Annotated in this window: 8 protein-coding genes; all 8 read right to left on the reverse strand. The window is 70.4% G+C overall.

Annotated features, from left to right (window positions below):
- Positions 1–123: 123 nt before the first annotated feature.
- Genes ACH4S9_RS25250 through ACH4S9_RS25285 form a run of 8 tightly spaced genes read right to left on the reverse strand, consistent with a single transcriptional unit; the run spans position 124 to position 16,205 of the window.
- Positions 124–3,243: an alpha-N-acetylglucosaminidase TIM-barrel domain-containing protein gene (locus ACH4S9_RS25250; protein ID WP_398373920.1), complete on the reverse strand. Its 3,120-nt coding sequence runs from the start codon at positions 3,241–3,243 to the stop codon at positions 124–126.
- Between the two features lie 10 nt (positions 3,244–3,253).
- Positions 3,254–4,153 carry a CARDB domain-containing protein gene (locus tag ACH4S9_RS25255; RefSeq protein ID WP_398373921.1) on the reverse strand — a complete coding sequence of 300 codons (900 nt, stop codon included), beginning with the start codon at positions 4,151–4,153 and terminating at the stop codon, positions 3,254–3,256.
- Positions 4,150–5,094 carry a hypothetical protein gene (locus tag ACH4S9_RS25260; RefSeq protein ID WP_385348135.1) on the reverse strand — a complete coding sequence of 315 codons (945 nt, stop codon included), beginning with the start codon at positions 5,092–5,094 and terminating at the stop codon, positions 4,150–4,152. Before ACH4S9_RS25260 ends, ACH4S9_RS25255 begins: the two co-directional genes overlap by 4 nt.
- 5 nt (positions 5,095–5,099) lie before the next feature.
- Positions 5,100–6,533, reverse strand: coding sequence for an alpha-L-fucosidase (locus ACH4S9_RS25265; RefSeq protein WP_398373922.1), 1,434 nt, complete (start codon positions 6,531–6,533; stop codon positions 5,100–5,102).
- 11 nt (positions 6,534–6,544) lie between these two features.
- Complete coding sequence (locus ACH4S9_RS25270; protein ID WP_398373923.1) at positions 6,545–8,698, reverse strand: GDSL-type esterase/lipase family protein; 2,154 nt, start codon at positions 8,696–8,698, stop codon at positions 6,545–6,547.
- A 9-nt stretch (positions 8,699–8,707) separates the two neighbouring features.
- Positions 8,708–10,702, reverse strand: a complete 1,995-nt coding sequence (locus ACH4S9_RS25275) for a glycoside hydrolase family 31 protein (RefSeq protein ID WP_398373924.1) — start codon at positions 10,700–10,702, stop codon at positions 8,708–8,710.
- The gene (locus tag ACH4S9_RS25280; protein WP_398373925.1) at positions 10,702–14,340 is read right to left on the reverse strand and encodes a beta-galactosidase; all 3,639 of its coding nucleotides are present in this window, start codon (positions 14,338–14,340) and stop codon (positions 10,702–10,704) included. Before ACH4S9_RS25280 ends, ACH4S9_RS25275 begins: the two co-directional genes overlap by 1 nt.
- On the reverse strand, positions 14,337–16,205 hold the full coding sequence (locus ACH4S9_RS25285; RefSeq protein ID WP_398373926.1) for a glycoside hydrolase domain-containing protein: 1,869 nt from the start codon (positions 16,203–16,205) through the stop codon (positions 14,337–14,339). Before ACH4S9_RS25285 ends, ACH4S9_RS25280 begins: the two co-directional genes overlap by 4 nt.
- Positions 16,206–16,247: the final 42 nt, after the last annotated feature.

Raw genomic sequence — 16,247 nt, forward strand, 5'->3', positions numbered from 1 at the left:
GTCGGTGGCTGACCAGGCTTTTGTGTGCGTTCAATCTTCCTTTCGTCGCCGTTGTCGTGTACTCCGCACTCCAATGCCACCTCCGGCCCGCGCTCTGTGTCGTGCATCTAGGTCTCAATTGGCTCAGGTGACGGAGAAGCCCTGGAAACCGGTGATCCCGCGGGTGCCGGTCCAGCCGTTGGCAGCCGTCATGAACACCCCGATGTCCTGGGCGTCGGCAACGCCGCCCGGGGTGGCCGTGCCGACCGTGGTCCATGAGACGCCGTCACCGCTGCACTCGCCGGTATAGGCGTTGCCAGAGCGCGTCAGCCGCAGATGCACCGGGGCGGTGAAAGACCCGGCCAGTTCGATCGAGTCGAATGTTCCGTTGCCGTCGGCGTCCCAGGACAGCGCGCATCCGTTGGACGGCGTCACCGCCAGATTGACGTACCCGGCCGAGCCGTCGCCGTTCGCGGAGAGGTCGTTACGGACCATCAACCCGGCGCGGGCCCAGCCGCCGGTGTTGTCCTGCAAGGTGACCTGGACCGTCGCGACCGAGGCGGAACCGAAGGCGGCGACCCGGTGGATCGTGGCGAACTCATTGGTGCCACCCCACAGATCGGCGCCCCCGCCCTCGATGGCGAGCCCGTCCCCGGACTGGCCGAAGACGGCGTCGTTGAAGGAAGCCGTTCGGTAAGGCGCTTGTACCCCGGTGCCCGTCATCAGGCGGACCGCCGCCGAGGCCGTGCCCCGCGAGCCGCCGGTCCGGTAGGACGCGCCCACCGGCACCCGGGAGACCAGCGCGCCGGCGGCCGCGGTGAGGGTGACCCGGAAGCTCGCCGAGAATGTCTCGCCCGGGGCGACGGACGCCGCGGTGGTCGCGCCGACCGGCTCGGCGGTCATCCCCTCCGGCGCGTCGACCGACAGGCTCACGTCCGTCGCGGGGCCGAATCCGTTGCGGTTGGTGAACGACACGGTGACCGTGACCGGGCGGCCTTCGGCCACCGCTCCCCGGTCGGCGGACGCGGTCAGCGCCACCTGGTGGGGATCCGCGGTCAGGGTGTCCCGCACCTTCCGGGCCAGCTTGTGGATGTCGCCCGACGTCCGCACCGGGTAGCTGTCGTGCTGGTGCGCCCAGTGGTCCTCCAGCGCGAACCAGTCGATCTCGGCGGGCTGCCGGCCGGCCGCGAGCGCCGCGGACAACTCGTCGAAGTACGTCTTCCAGCGCAGGTGGTAGAGGCCGCCGAGCAGTCCGGACCACTCCCGGTTGGCGTAGTCGTGCAGGCCCTCGTCGCTGCTCGCCCGGCCGCCCCAGGTGGTGATGATCGACCGCGCGTCGTACTCCAGCTGGTCCTTCTCCGCCCTGGTCGCGCCCCAGGAACGGGCGTCGGCCAGCCACCGTCCGAGCAGGTGCTGGCCGCTGGTGGCCAGCACCTTGTCCATCAGCTTCATCCAGCTGAGCCAGGTCTTGGTGAGCCGGTCGAAGCGGCCGCGGTCCCCGGCCTCGTACGCCGCCTTGATCTGGGGCAGCAGCACCCGGCTGCGGTTGGACAGCACCTGACGGGCCACGTCGGCCAGGTCGTACGTGTAGGCCGAGCTGCCGCGCAGCCCCGGCGCGACTTGGAGCAGTTCGGTGAGTGCCGCGTCGAAGGCGGTGGTGTCGTAGCGGTCGGCCTCCGGGCCCCACGCGGCGGCCTTGTTGGCGCCCAGGCTCGGCCGGGCGCCGAACAGCCCGTCGGGCGCCTCGCTCCACGCGTCCGCGCGGGTCATGCTGTACGCGGTGGCACGGATCGCCTTCCACGCGGCGACGGCGTGCGGGTCCTCGCCGCCGTACCGGGACACGGCGTACGAGGCGAACCAGTCGTCGAGGCCGATGGCGCCGGGCGTCCAGGCCAAATCGGTGAACAGGGCCATGGCGGCGGGGTTGTTGTCGGAACCCTCCGGCATCATCGCGATCCCGGCGAGCGCGCTGTCCGTCTTGTCCCGCCACTTCGGGTACTGGTCCACCCAGTCGGGAGCGTTGGCACCGATCGGCGTGTGACCGCCGAAGTTCCATATGGAGCCGAAGGCGTACGGAGTGCCGTCCCAGTCGCTCTCCCGGTCGGTGACGGTGGTGTAGCGGTCGGACAGGCCGTCGACAACGAGCATCGTGCTCTTGTCGACCGCGCCGAGGATCTCCCGGCTCGGATTGGTCTGCCAGCCCAGGATCGCCCAGACCGCCCCGGCATGCGCCTTCTGGAGAGCCGCCTCGACGGCCTTGGCCGCCTCCCCGACCGGCACGTCACCGGCGTTGCCGCCCTCGTGCAGCAGGTCCATCTTGTACATGGAGCTGTCGCCGTAGCGTTCCCGTTGGTGCCGGTAGAAGGCGGCGGCGACCTGGGCGAAGAGGTCCGTGCGCGGATCGAGCCAGTCGGGGCGTTTGAAGGCGCCCCAGGTGCCTTGGGAGACCAGCGACGCGCCGGGGTTCTTGGCCAGGAAGTCGTCCGGCACGGTGCCGTAGTAGCCGGGCAGCACGGGGGTCATGCCGAGTTCCCGTACTCGGGCGATGATCTTCTTGGCGAGGGCGGCCCGCTGGTCGATGAGGTGCTTGGACACCGGACCGCCGAACCCCGACATGTTCTGCAGCAGCCACCAGGGCTGGTGGGACGGGGCGGGGATCCAGGCCCGCAGCTCGGCGTCCGAGTAGCCGAAGTCCCGGAAGGTGTCGTAGTAGACCGCGTCGGCACCGATGTACACGAGCACCTCGTTGATGCCGTGCAGCGCGAGCACGTCGATCTCGCGCTCCCAGGCCTTCCAGCCCCGGTAGGCGCCGGTGTAGCCCTCGTTGGTGTCGTTGTACGCGAACCGGTGGGCGACGTTCGCCGCTCCCGTGATCTCCGCGCCGGGCGCGGGCAGCAGCCGGGGGAGGTTCAGCTGCTCGCCGTTCCAGGAGATGTCGGCCTTCGCGGCCTCGGCGAGGTACCGGTTGAACCCGGTGAGCAGTACGGCGGGGCTGGTGCCCTCCACCGTGATGCTCCCGGCCCGGCCGGTGACCCGGAAGTGGTCGCCGTCGCCGGCCGCCACCGCGCGCAGCGTGACCTGCTGGTGGTGGGCGGGCACCAGCCGCCGCAGCGCGGCGGCGGCCGGTGCCGTGTCGAACGGCCGGGCGCTCCCGTTCGCGGCGGCCGCCCGGGCGGCCTGCGGCTGCGCCAGCAGCAGCGCGCCGCTCACAGCGGCCGCTCCGGTCAGCACTCGTCTGCGGCTGACGCCTTCGTCGCTGTTCATGAATGTCCTTTCAGGCGACCGTCATCGCGAAGATGTGCAGGGCGGGGACGCCCGACTGCAGGCCGTCGCTGACCTTCGGCAGCACGACGGCGCGCACTTCCTTGTCCTGTAGCTCGACGCCGAACACGTAGAGGCTGACCGGGGTGTCGTCCCGGCCGGTGGAGATGTGGCGGTACGGCACCACCACGGCGGCGGAGCCGCTTGCCCCGTACCAGTCCGGGACGGCGACGGAGAACGCCTGCCGCGTGCCGTCGGCGTAGAGGACGGCTCCCTCGCCCTTGCCCTCACCCCAGGTGCTGGTGCCCAAGAAGGCCAGCCGGGAGCCCGAGCCGGACAGCAGCACGGTCTGCCCGGAGGCGACGACGTTGTCCTTGTTCCCCGGCCGGGTGTCCGGCCAGGTGAAGGCCGTCCCGTCGTAGGTCACCACCGCCCCCGGCGTCAGCCCGACCGAGGCCAGCGCCTGTGCGGACAGGCTGGACCGCGACCCGTCGATGTCGGCGACCGTGAGGGCGTCGTCGGAGGCGATGCCCGCGTTGTCGAAGGCACCGGCGAGCGACAGGTTCGGCAGCCGCACCGACGAGGTGGCACGGGCGCAGTCGGAGCCGTCGCGGTCGACGTCGAAGAGCGCGTGGGCGGTGAACGACACGAGGCCCTCGGCGTCGTCGGCGAGCCGGGTCCGCCAGCTGCGGGTGGCCGTGGCACCGGGCGCCAGGCTGCCCAGAGGGGACGGCCGCCCGGTGCCGTCCACGGCGAGGTAGAGCACCGTGTCACGCAGCGCGATCGGGGCGGTGTTGGTGATGGTGGCGGTCAGCGTCACCGCCGAGCCCGCCTCCGGACTCGTCGGCGACACGGTCAGTGAGATGGGCGGGGCGAGGAAGTCCTCGTCGGGCCGGTACGCGTGGCCGTTCATGGCGCCTCCACCGAGAAGTGATCGAAGACCGCCCGGACGGTGGTGCCCGGGTAGTTGGCATTGACGGCGCTGGCGACGACTCCCGCGTCCCCGGCGCCGCTCGCCGACGGAACGGTGGCGGTGCCGACCTGCTCCCACGCCAGTCCGTTGCCGGTGGCGTAGGCGGTGTAGGTGGTGCCCGAGCGCACCAAGCGCAGCCAGGCGGGGTGGTAGGAGCCGCCACCTCCGGCCCAGGTGTCCAGGTGTCCGTCTCCGTCGCTGTCCGTCATGAATTCGAGGCCGTACCGGGCGGACATGGTCAGCACCGCGTAGCCGCCCTTGCCGGGTGCGGTCAGGTCGCCCGCGATCGCGATCCCCGACTTGGCGCTGGGGTTGTCGCTGCCGGTCAGGTCGGCCGCCCTGACCTGCACCACGCAGGACTCGGCGGCGGCGCCGGGGAGGTAGATGACCCCCTTCTCGTCGGTGCCGCCGGACAGGTCCCGGCCGCCGGCCCAGATGACCAACTGGCCGGGGGCGTACTGGCCGAACTTGGCGTCGTCGGTGGTGGCGAAGGTGGTGTACGGCTCGCGTACCCCGTTGGGCTCGTAGGGGATGCTGACGGTTTTGGCGGAGCGGGCGCAGTCGGAGCTGTTGCCGTCGACGTCGAAGACGAGGTGCGCGGCGAACGACACGTCGCCCGCCACGTCGGCGGGCATCGTGGACTGCCAGCTGCGGGTGACTTTCACGCCGCGCCGCAGGTCGCCGAGGGGGACGGTTTTGGCGGCGGTCGTCGCGCCCGGGGCGATCAGGTGGAGAACGGCGTCGCGGAGCGGGAAGGGACAGTCGTTGGTGAGGTGCGCGGTGGCCGTCACCGCGTCGCCGCCGGCCGGGTCCGCGGGCACCGTGGTCACCGTGAGGGAGGGTCCGAGGGTGTCGAACCGGGTTTCGTCGCGTCCGGTCATCGCGCTCATCCCCGGTCCCAGTCGACGGTGAAGGTGTTCGCGATGTCGCTGGGGAGAGCGGAGGGGACCGTGATGTGGATCTTGCCGTCCTTGCGGGTCCACCGCAGCGGGCCCTGGTGGCCGAGCAGCCGGATCCTGGAGGTGGCGCTGATCGGGATGTCGGCGGGCACGGACAGGGTTCCGCTGGGGGCGCCCAGCGCGATGATGTTGAATTTGCCGGGGGTGACCGTGTAACGGATGCCGAGTGGGCTGCCCTCCTCCTCGGCCCGCACCCACGGCGTCGACCCGTAGATCGCCGGGCCGTTGACGTCCAGCCAGGCGCCGATGTCGCGCAGCCGCTCCCGCATGATGGCGGGGATGGTGCCGTCGGGCTTGGGGCCGATGTTGAGCAGCAAGTTGCCGTTCTTGCTGACCACGTCGGCGAGCAGGCGGATCAGGAACTCGGAGGTCTTGTAGTCCTCGTCCAGCTCGTGCTTGTTGTAGCCCCAGGAGTAGCCCATGGTGATGCAGCACTCCCACTTCTGCGGGTCCATGGTGGGGTTGGTGCGCTGCTCGTAGGTGGCGAAGTCGAAGTGGGTGTCGAACCGGTCGTTGATCACGACGCCCTTGGGCCGCGCCCGGTTCTTGGCCTTGTTGTAGTAGTAGGCCATGGGCTCTTCGCTGCGCCACGGCGGCTCCCCGGTGGGCCGGAACCACTGGCCGTCCGCCCACAGCAGCTCCGGGTCGTACCGGTCGATGATCTCGTAGAGCTGCTTCAGCTCGTAGTCGCCGACGTAGTCCTCAACCGGCTTGTAGCCGACCATCGGGATTTCCTCGTCGGTGTAGAAGTTCTTCATCGGCCGGCCGATGGCCGGGTTGAAGAACTCGCCGAGCGAGTAGTAGAGGCCCGGCCGTACGGTGCCGCGCTTGCGGGCGGCGGTCATCAGCTCGCCGACCAGGTCGCGCTTGGGGCCGTACTTCACCGAGTGCCGGTCGGTGACCTCGCTGGGGAAGAGGGCGAAGCCGTCGTGGTGCTTGCTGGTCAGCGCGAAGTACTGGGCGCCCGCCTGCTCGAAGAGCTTCACCCAGGAGTCCGGGTCGAAGTTTTCGGCCTTGAACCGCGGGATGAAGTCGTCGTAGACGAAGTCCTGGCCGTAGGTGTCCCGGTGGTACTTCCACTCGGCGGTGTCCTTGAAGCTCTGGTACCACAGGTACCACTCGGCGGCGTTGTGCCGTCCGGTGCCGCCGGGCACCGAGTAGACGCCCCAGTGGATGAAGATGCCGAACTTGGCGTCCTTGTACCAGCGCGGCACCGGGTGGGTGTCCAGCGATGCCTTGGTGGGCTCATAGTCGGGGCGCGCCCTGCCGCTGAGGGCGTGAGCGATCCCCGGTGGGCCGAGCAGCACGGCCCCGCCGAGGGCGGTCGCGGTGGTCAGGAGGTCTCTGCGGCTGACTGCCATGAAGGTGCCTCTCACTCGGTGACGGAGAAGGAGTCGAAGACAGCTGTGGTGGTCTGGCCGGGATAGTTGAGGTTGACGGCACTGGCGACCAGGCCGGCGTCGCCGCTGCCGCTCGCCGAGGGCACGGTCTCGGTGCCGACCCGCTGCCAGGCGGTGCCGTCGGCACTGGCGTACGCGGTGTACGTCGTGCCGTCGCGCACCAGCCGCAGCCAGGCGGGGTGGTAGGAGCTGCCGCCGCCGGCCCAGGTGTCCAGGCGGCCGTCGCCGTCGCTGTCGGTCATGAACTCCACGCCGTACTGGGCCGACATGGTCAGCACGGCGTAGCCGCCCTTCTCCGGCGCGGTCAGGTCGCCCGCGACGGCGATCCCGGCCTTGGCGGACGGCCCGCCGCCCGTCTGGCCGACCACCCGGGCGGTGACGCTGCCCGAGCGCGGCGCGGCGCCGGGCAGGTAGACGGCCGCCTTCTCGTCCATCCCACCGGACAGGTCCCGGCCGCCCGCCCAGATGGCGAACTGGTCGCCGCTTCGACCGCTGTTCTGGGCGTACTGGGCGTCCTCGGCGGTGGCGGTCGTCAGGTACGGCGCCCGCACCCCGGACGGGACAGGCACGACGGTGGCGTCCACGCCGTCGGAGTCGTGCCGTGGCCGGCCGCCCTGGCTCCAGGAGGCGTCCACTTTGATCGGGTGGGTGCCCCATGCGGCGTCGGCCGCGGGGGTGACGGTCCAGGTGACGGCGGCGCGCTCGCCCGGGGCGAGGGTGTGGATCCGTGCGCTGTCGGCCGGTTCGGCGGACCAGCCGTGCGGCAGCTTTAGGCGGGTGCTGACACGGGTGACGGCCGTGGGGCCGGTGTTGGTGACGGTCGTCGTCATCGGCGTGGCCTGACCGGCCCGCAGGCTCGGCTGGTAAGGGGTCAGCCGGACGCGGGCCGAGGGGCAGTCGCGGGCCACGCCGAGGGCGGCCAGGTCGACGGCGTCGGCGAACGCCTTCATCCCGGTGTCGTTGGGGTGCAGATGGTCACCGGAGTCGAACGCGGCGGCGTAGCGGGTGGGGTCGGCCGGATCCCGGACCGCCTTGTCGAAGTCGGCGTAGTCGTCGAAGACGCCGCCGGAGCGTACGAACGTGTTGACCTTCTGTCGGTCGGCCTCCTTGGCCTCCGTCCAATAGTCGCCCCAGCCCCGGTACGGGACCACGGTCGCGCCGATCACCCGTAGCCCGCGGGCATGCGCCCGCCGCGCGATCTCCTTCATGCCATCGATCACTTGGTCGCCGGTGGCGCCACCCCAGCTGAGGTCGTTCACGCCCTCGAACAGGACCACCGTCCGAGCGTTCGGCTGGGACAGCACGTCGCGCTCCAGCCGGTCCAGCGCAGACGGGTTGCCGTCGGTCCCGGCGGTGATCCGGTTGCCGCTGATGCCCTCGTTGAGCACCCCGGCGGTGGACGAGCAGGCCGAAAGCCGGGCCGCCAGGTAGTCGGGCCAGCGCCGGTTGGCGTCCGCCGTGGACGACGCCCCGTCGGTGATGGAGTCGCCGAGCGCCACGACGGCGCCCGCCGTGTCACCGCCCCGCACATCGACGCCGGTCAGGAACGGGAAGGCGGAGTCGGTCCGGGTGAAGGCGTCCCCGTCGGCGTCCGAGGCGTGGTCGCCACCGCCGTCGGGCGTCCAGTAGACGGTCTGCAGCCCCATCCAGTGCTGGCTGATGTGGGTGAGCCGGCCCGGGAAGTACAGGCTGACCACCAGGTCGCTACGGGCGGGCACGGCGAGCCGGACCGGGTCACTGGCCGCGTCCCCGCCCGCCGCGATCGTCACCTCCCGCTTCCCACCGAAGCGCAACTCGTACGGGTGCGCCACGGCGGAACCGCTGCCGCGCAGCCCCACGGTGGCATGACCGATCGTCACCGGCTGGTCGGTGAACCCGTTGGTCAGCCGGATCCGCACGCTCGACCCGCCTGCGCTCACGCGCACCGGTATGCGCACCGTCACCTCCGAGGTGCCGGGGTCGTACGAGGCGTGCTGCGCGGTGGCCCACGTACCCGTCCAGGCCGGCTGCCCGGCCTCGGCCGGCGCCGCCACCAGCAGCGCCGCCAGGGTGGCCGCCAAGCCCGCGGCGAAGGCGGCGAATCCGCGGTGTCCGAGCCCTCTGAACACGCCAGGCACGCCAAGCACGGGTCCTCCTCAGGAAGCATGGTGGAGTGCCTTGAGCGCCTTGGCGGCGCCGTTGGCCTTGAGGTTCACGAACGCCGGGGTGATCCCGAGGGGCGCCGCGTAGTCCTTGAGCGTCACGGGGCCGTGGACGACCGTGCCGCGGTTGACATCGCGCCACACTCCTGACGGCAGGAAGACGTCCCGGGCAGCGCCCTCGTCGAGCTTGGGCGCGGCCAGCACGGCCGGACCGAGCATCCACTCGTCGGAGACCGTGTAGGACCGCCCGTCCTCCGGGAAGTCGAAGAACAGCGGCCGCATGATCGGATCGCCGGTCCTGACGGTGTTCCGCACCTGGTCCCAGATGTACGGGGCCAGCCGCTCATGCGTGGCGATGGCCGCGCGGTAGAGCTGGACCGTCTCCCGGTCATAGCCGACCCACTCGCCGGTCGTCGCGTCCCGTACGCCGGTGGGCGAGGTCGAGGCGTACATCAGCGGCATCAGGGAGGCAGCCTGCGCCCAGCGGACCAGGACCGCCTTGGTGGGCGGCGGGTACTGGAGCGAGCCGCCGATCATGTCGGTCTCGACGAACGGGTAACCGACCGTGGATACGGCCAGGTTGGCCGAGACGGAGGCGCGCAGCCCCCCGAAGGTGGTCGGCTTGTCGGCCGTGCGGGTGGCGAAGCCCTTGGCTTGCGCGGCGTTCCACGCGACCCGTAGCCCCGCCCCCTGCTGGTCGAACTCGTCGGCCAGTTCGGTGCCGTACGTCACATAGTCGGCACGGGTCGCTCCCGGGTAGGGCGCGCATCGGTCGTCGAAGAAGGCGGTGTCGAACTTGAATCCTGCCACTCCGGATTCGCGTGTCTGCGCCTTGAGATCCTCGGTGTACCACTGCCGCGCGGCCGGATTCGCCAGGTCGATCAGCCCGGTCCGGCGGCCGTTCCACCAGGTGAACAGGCATGGCTCGGACGGGTCGGACGGGTCCTTCAGCAGATATCCGTGGTCGACGGCGTAGGAGAAGTCGGCGGCGGTCTCGGGCATGTACAGGCCGGTCCACATGCCAAGGTCGAATCCGAGGCGGCCGAGTTCCTTGGACAGGGCGGGCAGATCGGGGAAGCGTTCACCGAAGTCGGCCGCGATCACGCTCTCCTCGACCTGTACCGCGTGCCCGTCGAGCCCCGCGTCGGCCAGCGAACGGGCCCAGTCGATGACGTTGTCCTGGGTCTGCTCCGTGTAGAGCTGGGCCCAGGAGTTCCACAGCGGGGTCGCGTACTGCTCGTAGGGAGTGTCGGAGCGCTCGGGTTTGCCGACCAGCTCGATGTGGTCGCGATACACCTCGGCCGGGGTGTCCTCGACGAACACGGTGGAGGCGGCGGGCCGCTCTCCGGTCACGGTGAACTCCCCGAGCCCGTTGCCGCCGGAGTTGATGCGCACGTCCATCGGCTCACCGGTGTCCACCCGCAGCCCGGTGGCGCTCGCGGTGTACCAGAAGGGGGTCACCACCTGGTACGACGCCGGGCTGAACCCGGTGTCCACCAGTTGCCCGGAGTCCAGCGGCCACGGCTGGACCGTCTGGTCGCTGTTCTCGCCGTGCCCGTACCAGTGCCCGGCGCTCTTCAAGTCGTACGCCGTGCTGAGCGCGTCCGCGGTCGCCCCGGACAGCGACCACGTCACGTCGTACCGGTCGGACCGCAGGGTGATCCTCAGGTCGACGGTGACGCCCGGCAGATCGGTGGCGGCGGTGACGCGCAGGGTGTCGCCGTCGCGGGCGCTGCCGGTGACCTCCCGGACGAGGTACCAGTCAGCGCCGATCCGGAACCGGAACGCCCCCGCCGCCGTGGCCAGGACGGTCCGGCCCGCCCGTACCGTGGTGAGGGTCAGCCGGTCCGTCGCCACGCGCAGTTCGTAGCCCGGCGTCGCGAGGGTGATCGGCCCGGTCGCGGCGGCTGCCGGGGCCGCGCCGAGCAGCGGGGCGGCCAGGGTCAGCGCCGCCGAGCAGCAGCGGAGGGTCCGTCTCACGCCGGGCATCAGGCACCGCCGCCGCAGGTCAGTTGGGCGTCGGCCCAGTCGGCGTGGTCGGTGGAGACGTCGCCGTCGCCGTCGACCAGCAGGTCCAGCCAGCGGGCACCGGTCACGTCCACGTCGATCGCGGCGCCGCCGCCGGAGCCGTACAGCACCGGACCGGTGAAGAGGGAGCGGCCGTCGGCGATCACCTGGAAGGAGACGCTGCCGTTGTCGCCGACCTCGTCGTCCACCCCGGCGGTGGCGGTGAACCGGGTACAGCCGCCGCCGAGGTAGACCCGGATCTGGCTGTTCGCGTGCACGCCGAGGCCCTTGGCGTACGTGGTGCCGCCGATCGCGATCGGCCGCCCGTCGCCCGCCGCTGACTCGCCGTTGGAGGCGTCCTTCTCGACCGGGCCCCAGCCGTTGACCGCCTTGACCAGGGTCAGGTCGCTCACGTAGGCGTCGGCGGACAGTCCCGGCGGCGGCACCTGCACCGCCCGCCGGCCGGTGACGGTGCCTGGATGGCCGGTCTGCGTCAGCTCCGCGGTCGCGGACAGGACGGCGTAGTGAACCGGGTCGCCGGGCGGGGTGACGGTATAGGCCGCGGTCACCGTGTCGCCGGGCCGGACCCGGTCGAAGCGGGTGGTGTCGTCGGTGGTCGCGGTCCAGCCGTCCGGCACGGTCAGCGCCAGCTTGACGTTCCGGGCGGTCGGCGCGCCCTTCGGCACGGTGAGCGTGACGGGGACCTCGGTGGCCGTGCCGGGCTTAAGGAACGGCTCGGCGCCGACGGTGACCCGGGCGCCCGACGCCGGCATGGCGTAGGTCCTGGCGTCGTACGAGGGCGCGTCCACCGTACGGACCTTGATCCCGCCCGCCGACGCGCCGAGGTCGACGAGGGTCACGGAGCCGGGGCCCGAAGCCTTGTCGGTGGACCAGACGGCCAGGGCGATGGTGTTGCCGCCCTGCTCGCGCAGGATGCCCTTGGGGATGACGAAGCGCGTCTGGGGCCCGGTGTCGGCCAGGTAGCGGCCGATCAGCCAGCCGTTGACGAAGATCTGGGCGCGGTAGTCGGTACTTCCACCCTTGGGTTCGGCGAGATCCAACGCGATCGCGTTGTCCTGGCCCCGAGGCAGGTCGAGCCCGGCGGTGGTGCGGTACCACCGCACACCGGGCCCGGTCTTCCCGGTCTGCCCGGACAGGGTGGTGCGGCTCCAGCCGTTGCCGGGGTAACCCGGCAGCGACCAGCCGGCCCGCTCTCCGTACAGCCCGCCGTTGTTGTACGGGCCCCGTGCGGTGTCGACCGGGTTCTCGCCGCCCCGGCCGCCCTGGATCTTCCAGGTGAGGGTGGTGGCCCCGCCGATCACCTCGGCGCCGAGCAGACCGCGCGGTTCCTTGGAGTAGTCGTGGCCCCATTCCTCGTTGTGGCCCGCGTTCTCGACGAGCACGGAGAGGACGTTGTCGCCTTCCGCCTCGAGCGTCCCCGCCGGGATGTCGAAGGTGTGCGCGCCGTCGCCGGAGCTGCCGAGATAGCTGCCGTTGAGCCACACCGCGTACTGGCCGGTCGGCCCGGTGTTGGCGTTCAGCGCGATCGCGGTCGCCTTCCCCGTGGTCGTGAACCGGCCGCGGTACCAGACGTCGCCGTGGTGGTAGCCGTACTCGTCCATCGCGAGGACGGGCAGCGATCCGTCCAGTTCGGCGTTGTTGGCGCTGAGCCTGGCGGCGGCGGTCCAGGTGGAGTCGTCGAAGCCCGGGGCGGACTCCGGCGCTTCCTCCTTGTACTTCCACGTCGTCAGCTCGGGCAGCTCGATGGGGCGAGGAGCCTGGGTGACGGCCGCCGCGCGGCCGTTCCACGTCACCTTGGTGGCGTCGGCGATGACCTCGATCTTCGAGGCGTCGGTGGAGTCACCGGTCAGCTTCAGCGTGCCGTCGTCCAGTTCGGCCGTGCGGACGAGGGACGGGCCACGCACGAGGACCGGGCCCGCGGCGGTGTCCTGCCGCCACCAGTGGGCGGTCTCCGCGGTGTCGGCGATCAGCAGTTCCAGGCCGTTCACCAGTACTCGGGCCAGCCCGTCGTGGGTGTAGTCCAGCCGCAGATCGCCACGTTCGGCATCCCAGGCGGTGGTGACATCGCCGTCGAGCACGGTGACCTTCGGCCGCTTCGCGTACCGCAGGACGGTCTCACCGGCCTCGCCCTCGCGTCCGTACAGCAGCGCCACGTCATGGTCGCCGACGCGGGCGTGCGTCATGATCTCCGAGGTGGAGTAGACGAGCCGCTGATCGCCCAGGTCGTAGCCCGCGACGAGGAGTTTGGCGTCCCGGCCATCGACCGTGATCGTGCCCTGCTGCGGCACGCGCGGATAGTCGCCGTCCGCGCCGGACAGGGACAGAGTGGTCGCATCCTTGTCCTTCACCCGGGTGTCGGCGTGCCGGACGGTGAAGAACTGAGTGCCGTCGTCGGGGTTGACCCGCCGGTCGACGCGCAGTGCCTCATCGGAAGGAGTGGGCGCCTCTGCCTTGTCGGTCCGCGCCAGCGAGCGGACCGAGTTGACGAAGTACCCGAGGCGCTTGAACTCCTGGTACTTGTCGGTCAGCTGACGGGACTCGTTGATCGGAGCGCCGTAGTCGTACGACGTGTACACCGCGTTGGGGTCGGCGAGCCAGCCCCAGTTGGTGCCTCCGTACGTCATGTAGAAGGACTGGCCAGTCACCCCGGCGGCGATGTTCATCTTGCTGAAGACCCGAGTGAAGTCGGTGCCGGTGAGCCGCGCGCAGTCCTTGTATCCGGTGCCGCCCCAGGGGTCGAAGGCGCCGCCCTGTGCCTCCGGGATGATCAGCGGGGACTCGGGTTTCCAGTCGTTCACATAGGAGTAGTCGGGCAGGTTCTTCCAGGCGTCGGGGTTCGAGCAGTCGAAGCCCTGCGGGTAGGCGTCGAAGCCGTAGATGTCGGGGGCGCCCTTGCCGCTCACCCAGTTCTTGTTGGCGCCGCCGTCGTTGACGAAGGTGGGCACGTCGACGCCGTCGTCCTTCGCCCAGTCGATGAGCGTCTGCATGTAGTCGGCGTCGTGGCGGCCGCCCTGGTACTCGTTCTCGACCTGGTAGAGGATCACCGTGCCGGTGCCGCGGGTGAGCTGGTGGCGGGCGATGATCCGGTTGATCCGGCTCATCCACTCGCGCGCGTCGTCGAGATAGCCGGTCTCGGAGGTGCGGTTGACGCCTTTTCTGGTCTTCCGCCAGGCCGGGAAGCCGCCGCCGGAGACCTCGGCGTTGATGTACGGGCCGGGGCGGGCGATCACATACAGACCCGCGCGCTCGGCCTCGTCCAGCAGCCGTTCCACATCACGGATGCCGGTGAAGTCGTATGAGCCCGGCTTGGCCGAGTGGTAACCCCAGTCGAAGTACAGCGAGACCGCGTTGAATCCGCCCGCCTTGATCTTCTGGAGTACGTCACGCCACGCGTCGGGGCTGGGCAGCCGGAAGTAGTGGAACTCGGCGCCCCAGATGTACAGGGGCTCGCCGTCGACCTTCACGGAGTACTGGTCGTAGGTGACCGTGTGCTCCTGCGCCCGAGGCTCCGCCTGGGCCGGTGTCGCAGCGCCCGGACCGGTCAGGGGAATGACGGACAGAAGCGCGGCGAGCAACAGGGAGCGCCATCGCCCTCTCATGACGTCAGCCCCTTCACCACGGCCGCCCGCGCGGTCTCGATGTCGGTGACGTCCTTCGTACGGCCGTCGAGGTTCCGGGTCGCCGTGGCGAGGGCCTCGGACAGGGCGTCGCTGTCGGCGGCGCCGGCCTCCTTCTTCCTCAGCTCGGCGATGAGCTCGTAGTCCTCGATGCCCTCCTTCAACTGCTCCCAGCGGATGCTGGACATCGGCCCGTCCTTGCCGGGGTAGACCAGGTATTCGTCGCCCTGGGTGAAGATGTGCACCGGCTGATCGAAGGGGTCACGGGTCCAGCTGTTGTACGACCAGCGCAGAAACCCATCGAGATTCCGCTGGGCGGAGATCCACGGCAGCATGCGTGCCTCGACGGCGGGAGAGTACGACAGGGTGTTCGGATGAGCCGGTGAGCCGTACACATAGAAGGTGGTGATCTTTCCGGCCGCGCGCCGCTCCGCCACCTTCTCCTTCGTCATCGCGTCGATACCGCCCCAGTCGACGGACAGGTTCGACGCGACGCCCTCCGTGCTGATCGACCCGGCGACGGAGATACGGTCGTCGAAGGCCGGTGCGACCTCGTGGACGAAGTCCTTGACGACCGTCATGGTGCTGATCGGGCGCTCGTCGAAGGACAGCCAGGTGTCCTCCAGCCAGCCCTTCGCCTTCAGATGCTTCTCGAACGCGGGCAGGAACGCCCCCCACGCCTCCCGCCAGCGGTCCCCGCCCAGATCGACGTTCTCGTAGACGGTCCTGCCGGTACGGGTGTCGGTGTAGGTGAGGTGCTCCCTGTCCTGGAACGCCAGCATGGAGAAGGCGCCGATGTCGGGCCCGAGCCCGGCGCGTCTGGCGGTCCGGACGTACTTGTCCCAGCGGGCGAAGTCGAACGAGAACGCTTTCCCGTCCCAGGTCCAGCCGACCATGCTGGAGTACGGCGTGGCCGTCTGCGACTCCCGGGTGCCCAGCGACCACTGATGGTGCCAGGGGTTGTCGACGATGGTGGTGTTGATGACCTTCTGACCGCGGGAAGCCAGGTCGCGGCTGTAGGCCCCGATCAGCTTCCAGTGCTTGTCGGACCAGAGCTGCACGCCGTGTGCCTGGGCGATGGTCTCCGGCTGGGCCCAAACATCGAGGAAGAAGCCGTAGTCATCGGGGTCGGGCGCGCTCGCGTCCGCGACCTCGATGGTCAGCGGGTAACGGGCCTGGGTGCGGCCGTCGGCGTCGACCTTCACCGTGCCCCGGTAGGTGCCGGGCGTGGCCTTCTCGGGGATGTGGAAGGTGAACCACACCGGCTGCGCCGCGTACGCGGGCACGTCCACGGAGGACCGCTCTTCGAGAGGGTCGCCGACCACATCGGGGTTGCGGTCGCCGGAGACCTCCTTGCCGGAGCTGACCTGGTCGATGGTGGCGGACCAGTCGATCTCGCTCTTGGAGCGCTGCACGGGGACGTACTTCACGAACCGGATCTGGGTGTCGTCCCCGGACAGCTTCGCCCCGCCGGGCCCGCTGAGATCACCGACCACGGCCTTGACGTTGTCGAGATCCTGGCCGGACGCGATCGCCAGCTGCGCCGAGATCTGCTCGTTGCGCACGGCGGAGAGGGCCAGCTCCTTGGTGTCCTTGCCCTGGATGGCTGTCATCGGATAGCGCGGGACCCGCTCCTCCGCGGAGCTGGCGAAGGATCCCGTGGGCACCCAGGTGACGGTGTTCTTGGTGCCCATGGCGTCGGCGACCTTGACGGTGAGCCAGGTGGTGGTGGCCTTGGAATCGAGGTCGGTATCGGTGTTCGTGCCGGTGACGGCGATCGCGGTGGTGGTCGCCGCCACCACGACACCCGCGACGAAGGCGGCGACGAGCGAGGACGTACGTGCCATGAGTCTGTGCTCCCTCTTTCGCGGAGGTGCGCGGTGGCGTCG

This window comes from Streptomyces sp. NPDC021225 (genome assembly GCF_044332865.1).
Classification (GTDB): Bacteria; Actinomycetota; Actinomycetes; order Streptomycetales; family Streptomycetaceae; genus Streptomyces.

What these genes read in the sequence shown, in the direction of transcription:
- ACH4S9_RS25250 (WP_398373920.1), bottom strand. Translation starts at nt 3,243, where the DNA reads ATGAACAGCGACGAAGGCGTCAGCCGCAGACGAGTGCTGACCGGAGCG.
- ACH4S9_RS25255 (WP_398373921.1), bottom strand. Translation starts at nt 4,153, where the DNA reads ATGAACGGCCACGCGTACCGGCCCGACGAGGACTTCCTCGCCCCGCCC.
- ACH4S9_RS25260 (WP_385348135.1), bottom strand. Translation starts at nt 5,094, where the DNA reads ATGACCGGACGCGACGAAACCCGGTTCGACACCCTCGGACCCTCCCTC.
- ACH4S9_RS25265 (WP_398373922.1), bottom strand. Translation starts at nt 6,533, where the DNA reads ATGGCAGTCAGCCGCAGAGACCTCCTGACCACCGCGACCGCCCTCGGC.
- ACH4S9_RS25275 (WP_398373924.1), bottom strand. Translation starts at nt 10,702, where the DNA reads ATGCCCGGCGTGAGACGGACCCTCCGCTGCTGCTCGGCGGCGCTGACC.
- ACH4S9_RS25280 (WP_398373925.1), bottom strand. Translation starts at nt 14,340, where the DNA reads ATGAGAGGGCGATGGCGCTCCCTGTTGCTCGCCGCGCTTCTGTCCGTC.
- ACH4S9_RS25285 (WP_398373926.1), bottom strand. Translation starts at nt 16,205, where the DNA reads ATGGCACGTACGTCCTCGCTCGTCGCCGCCTTCGTCGCGGGTGTCGTG.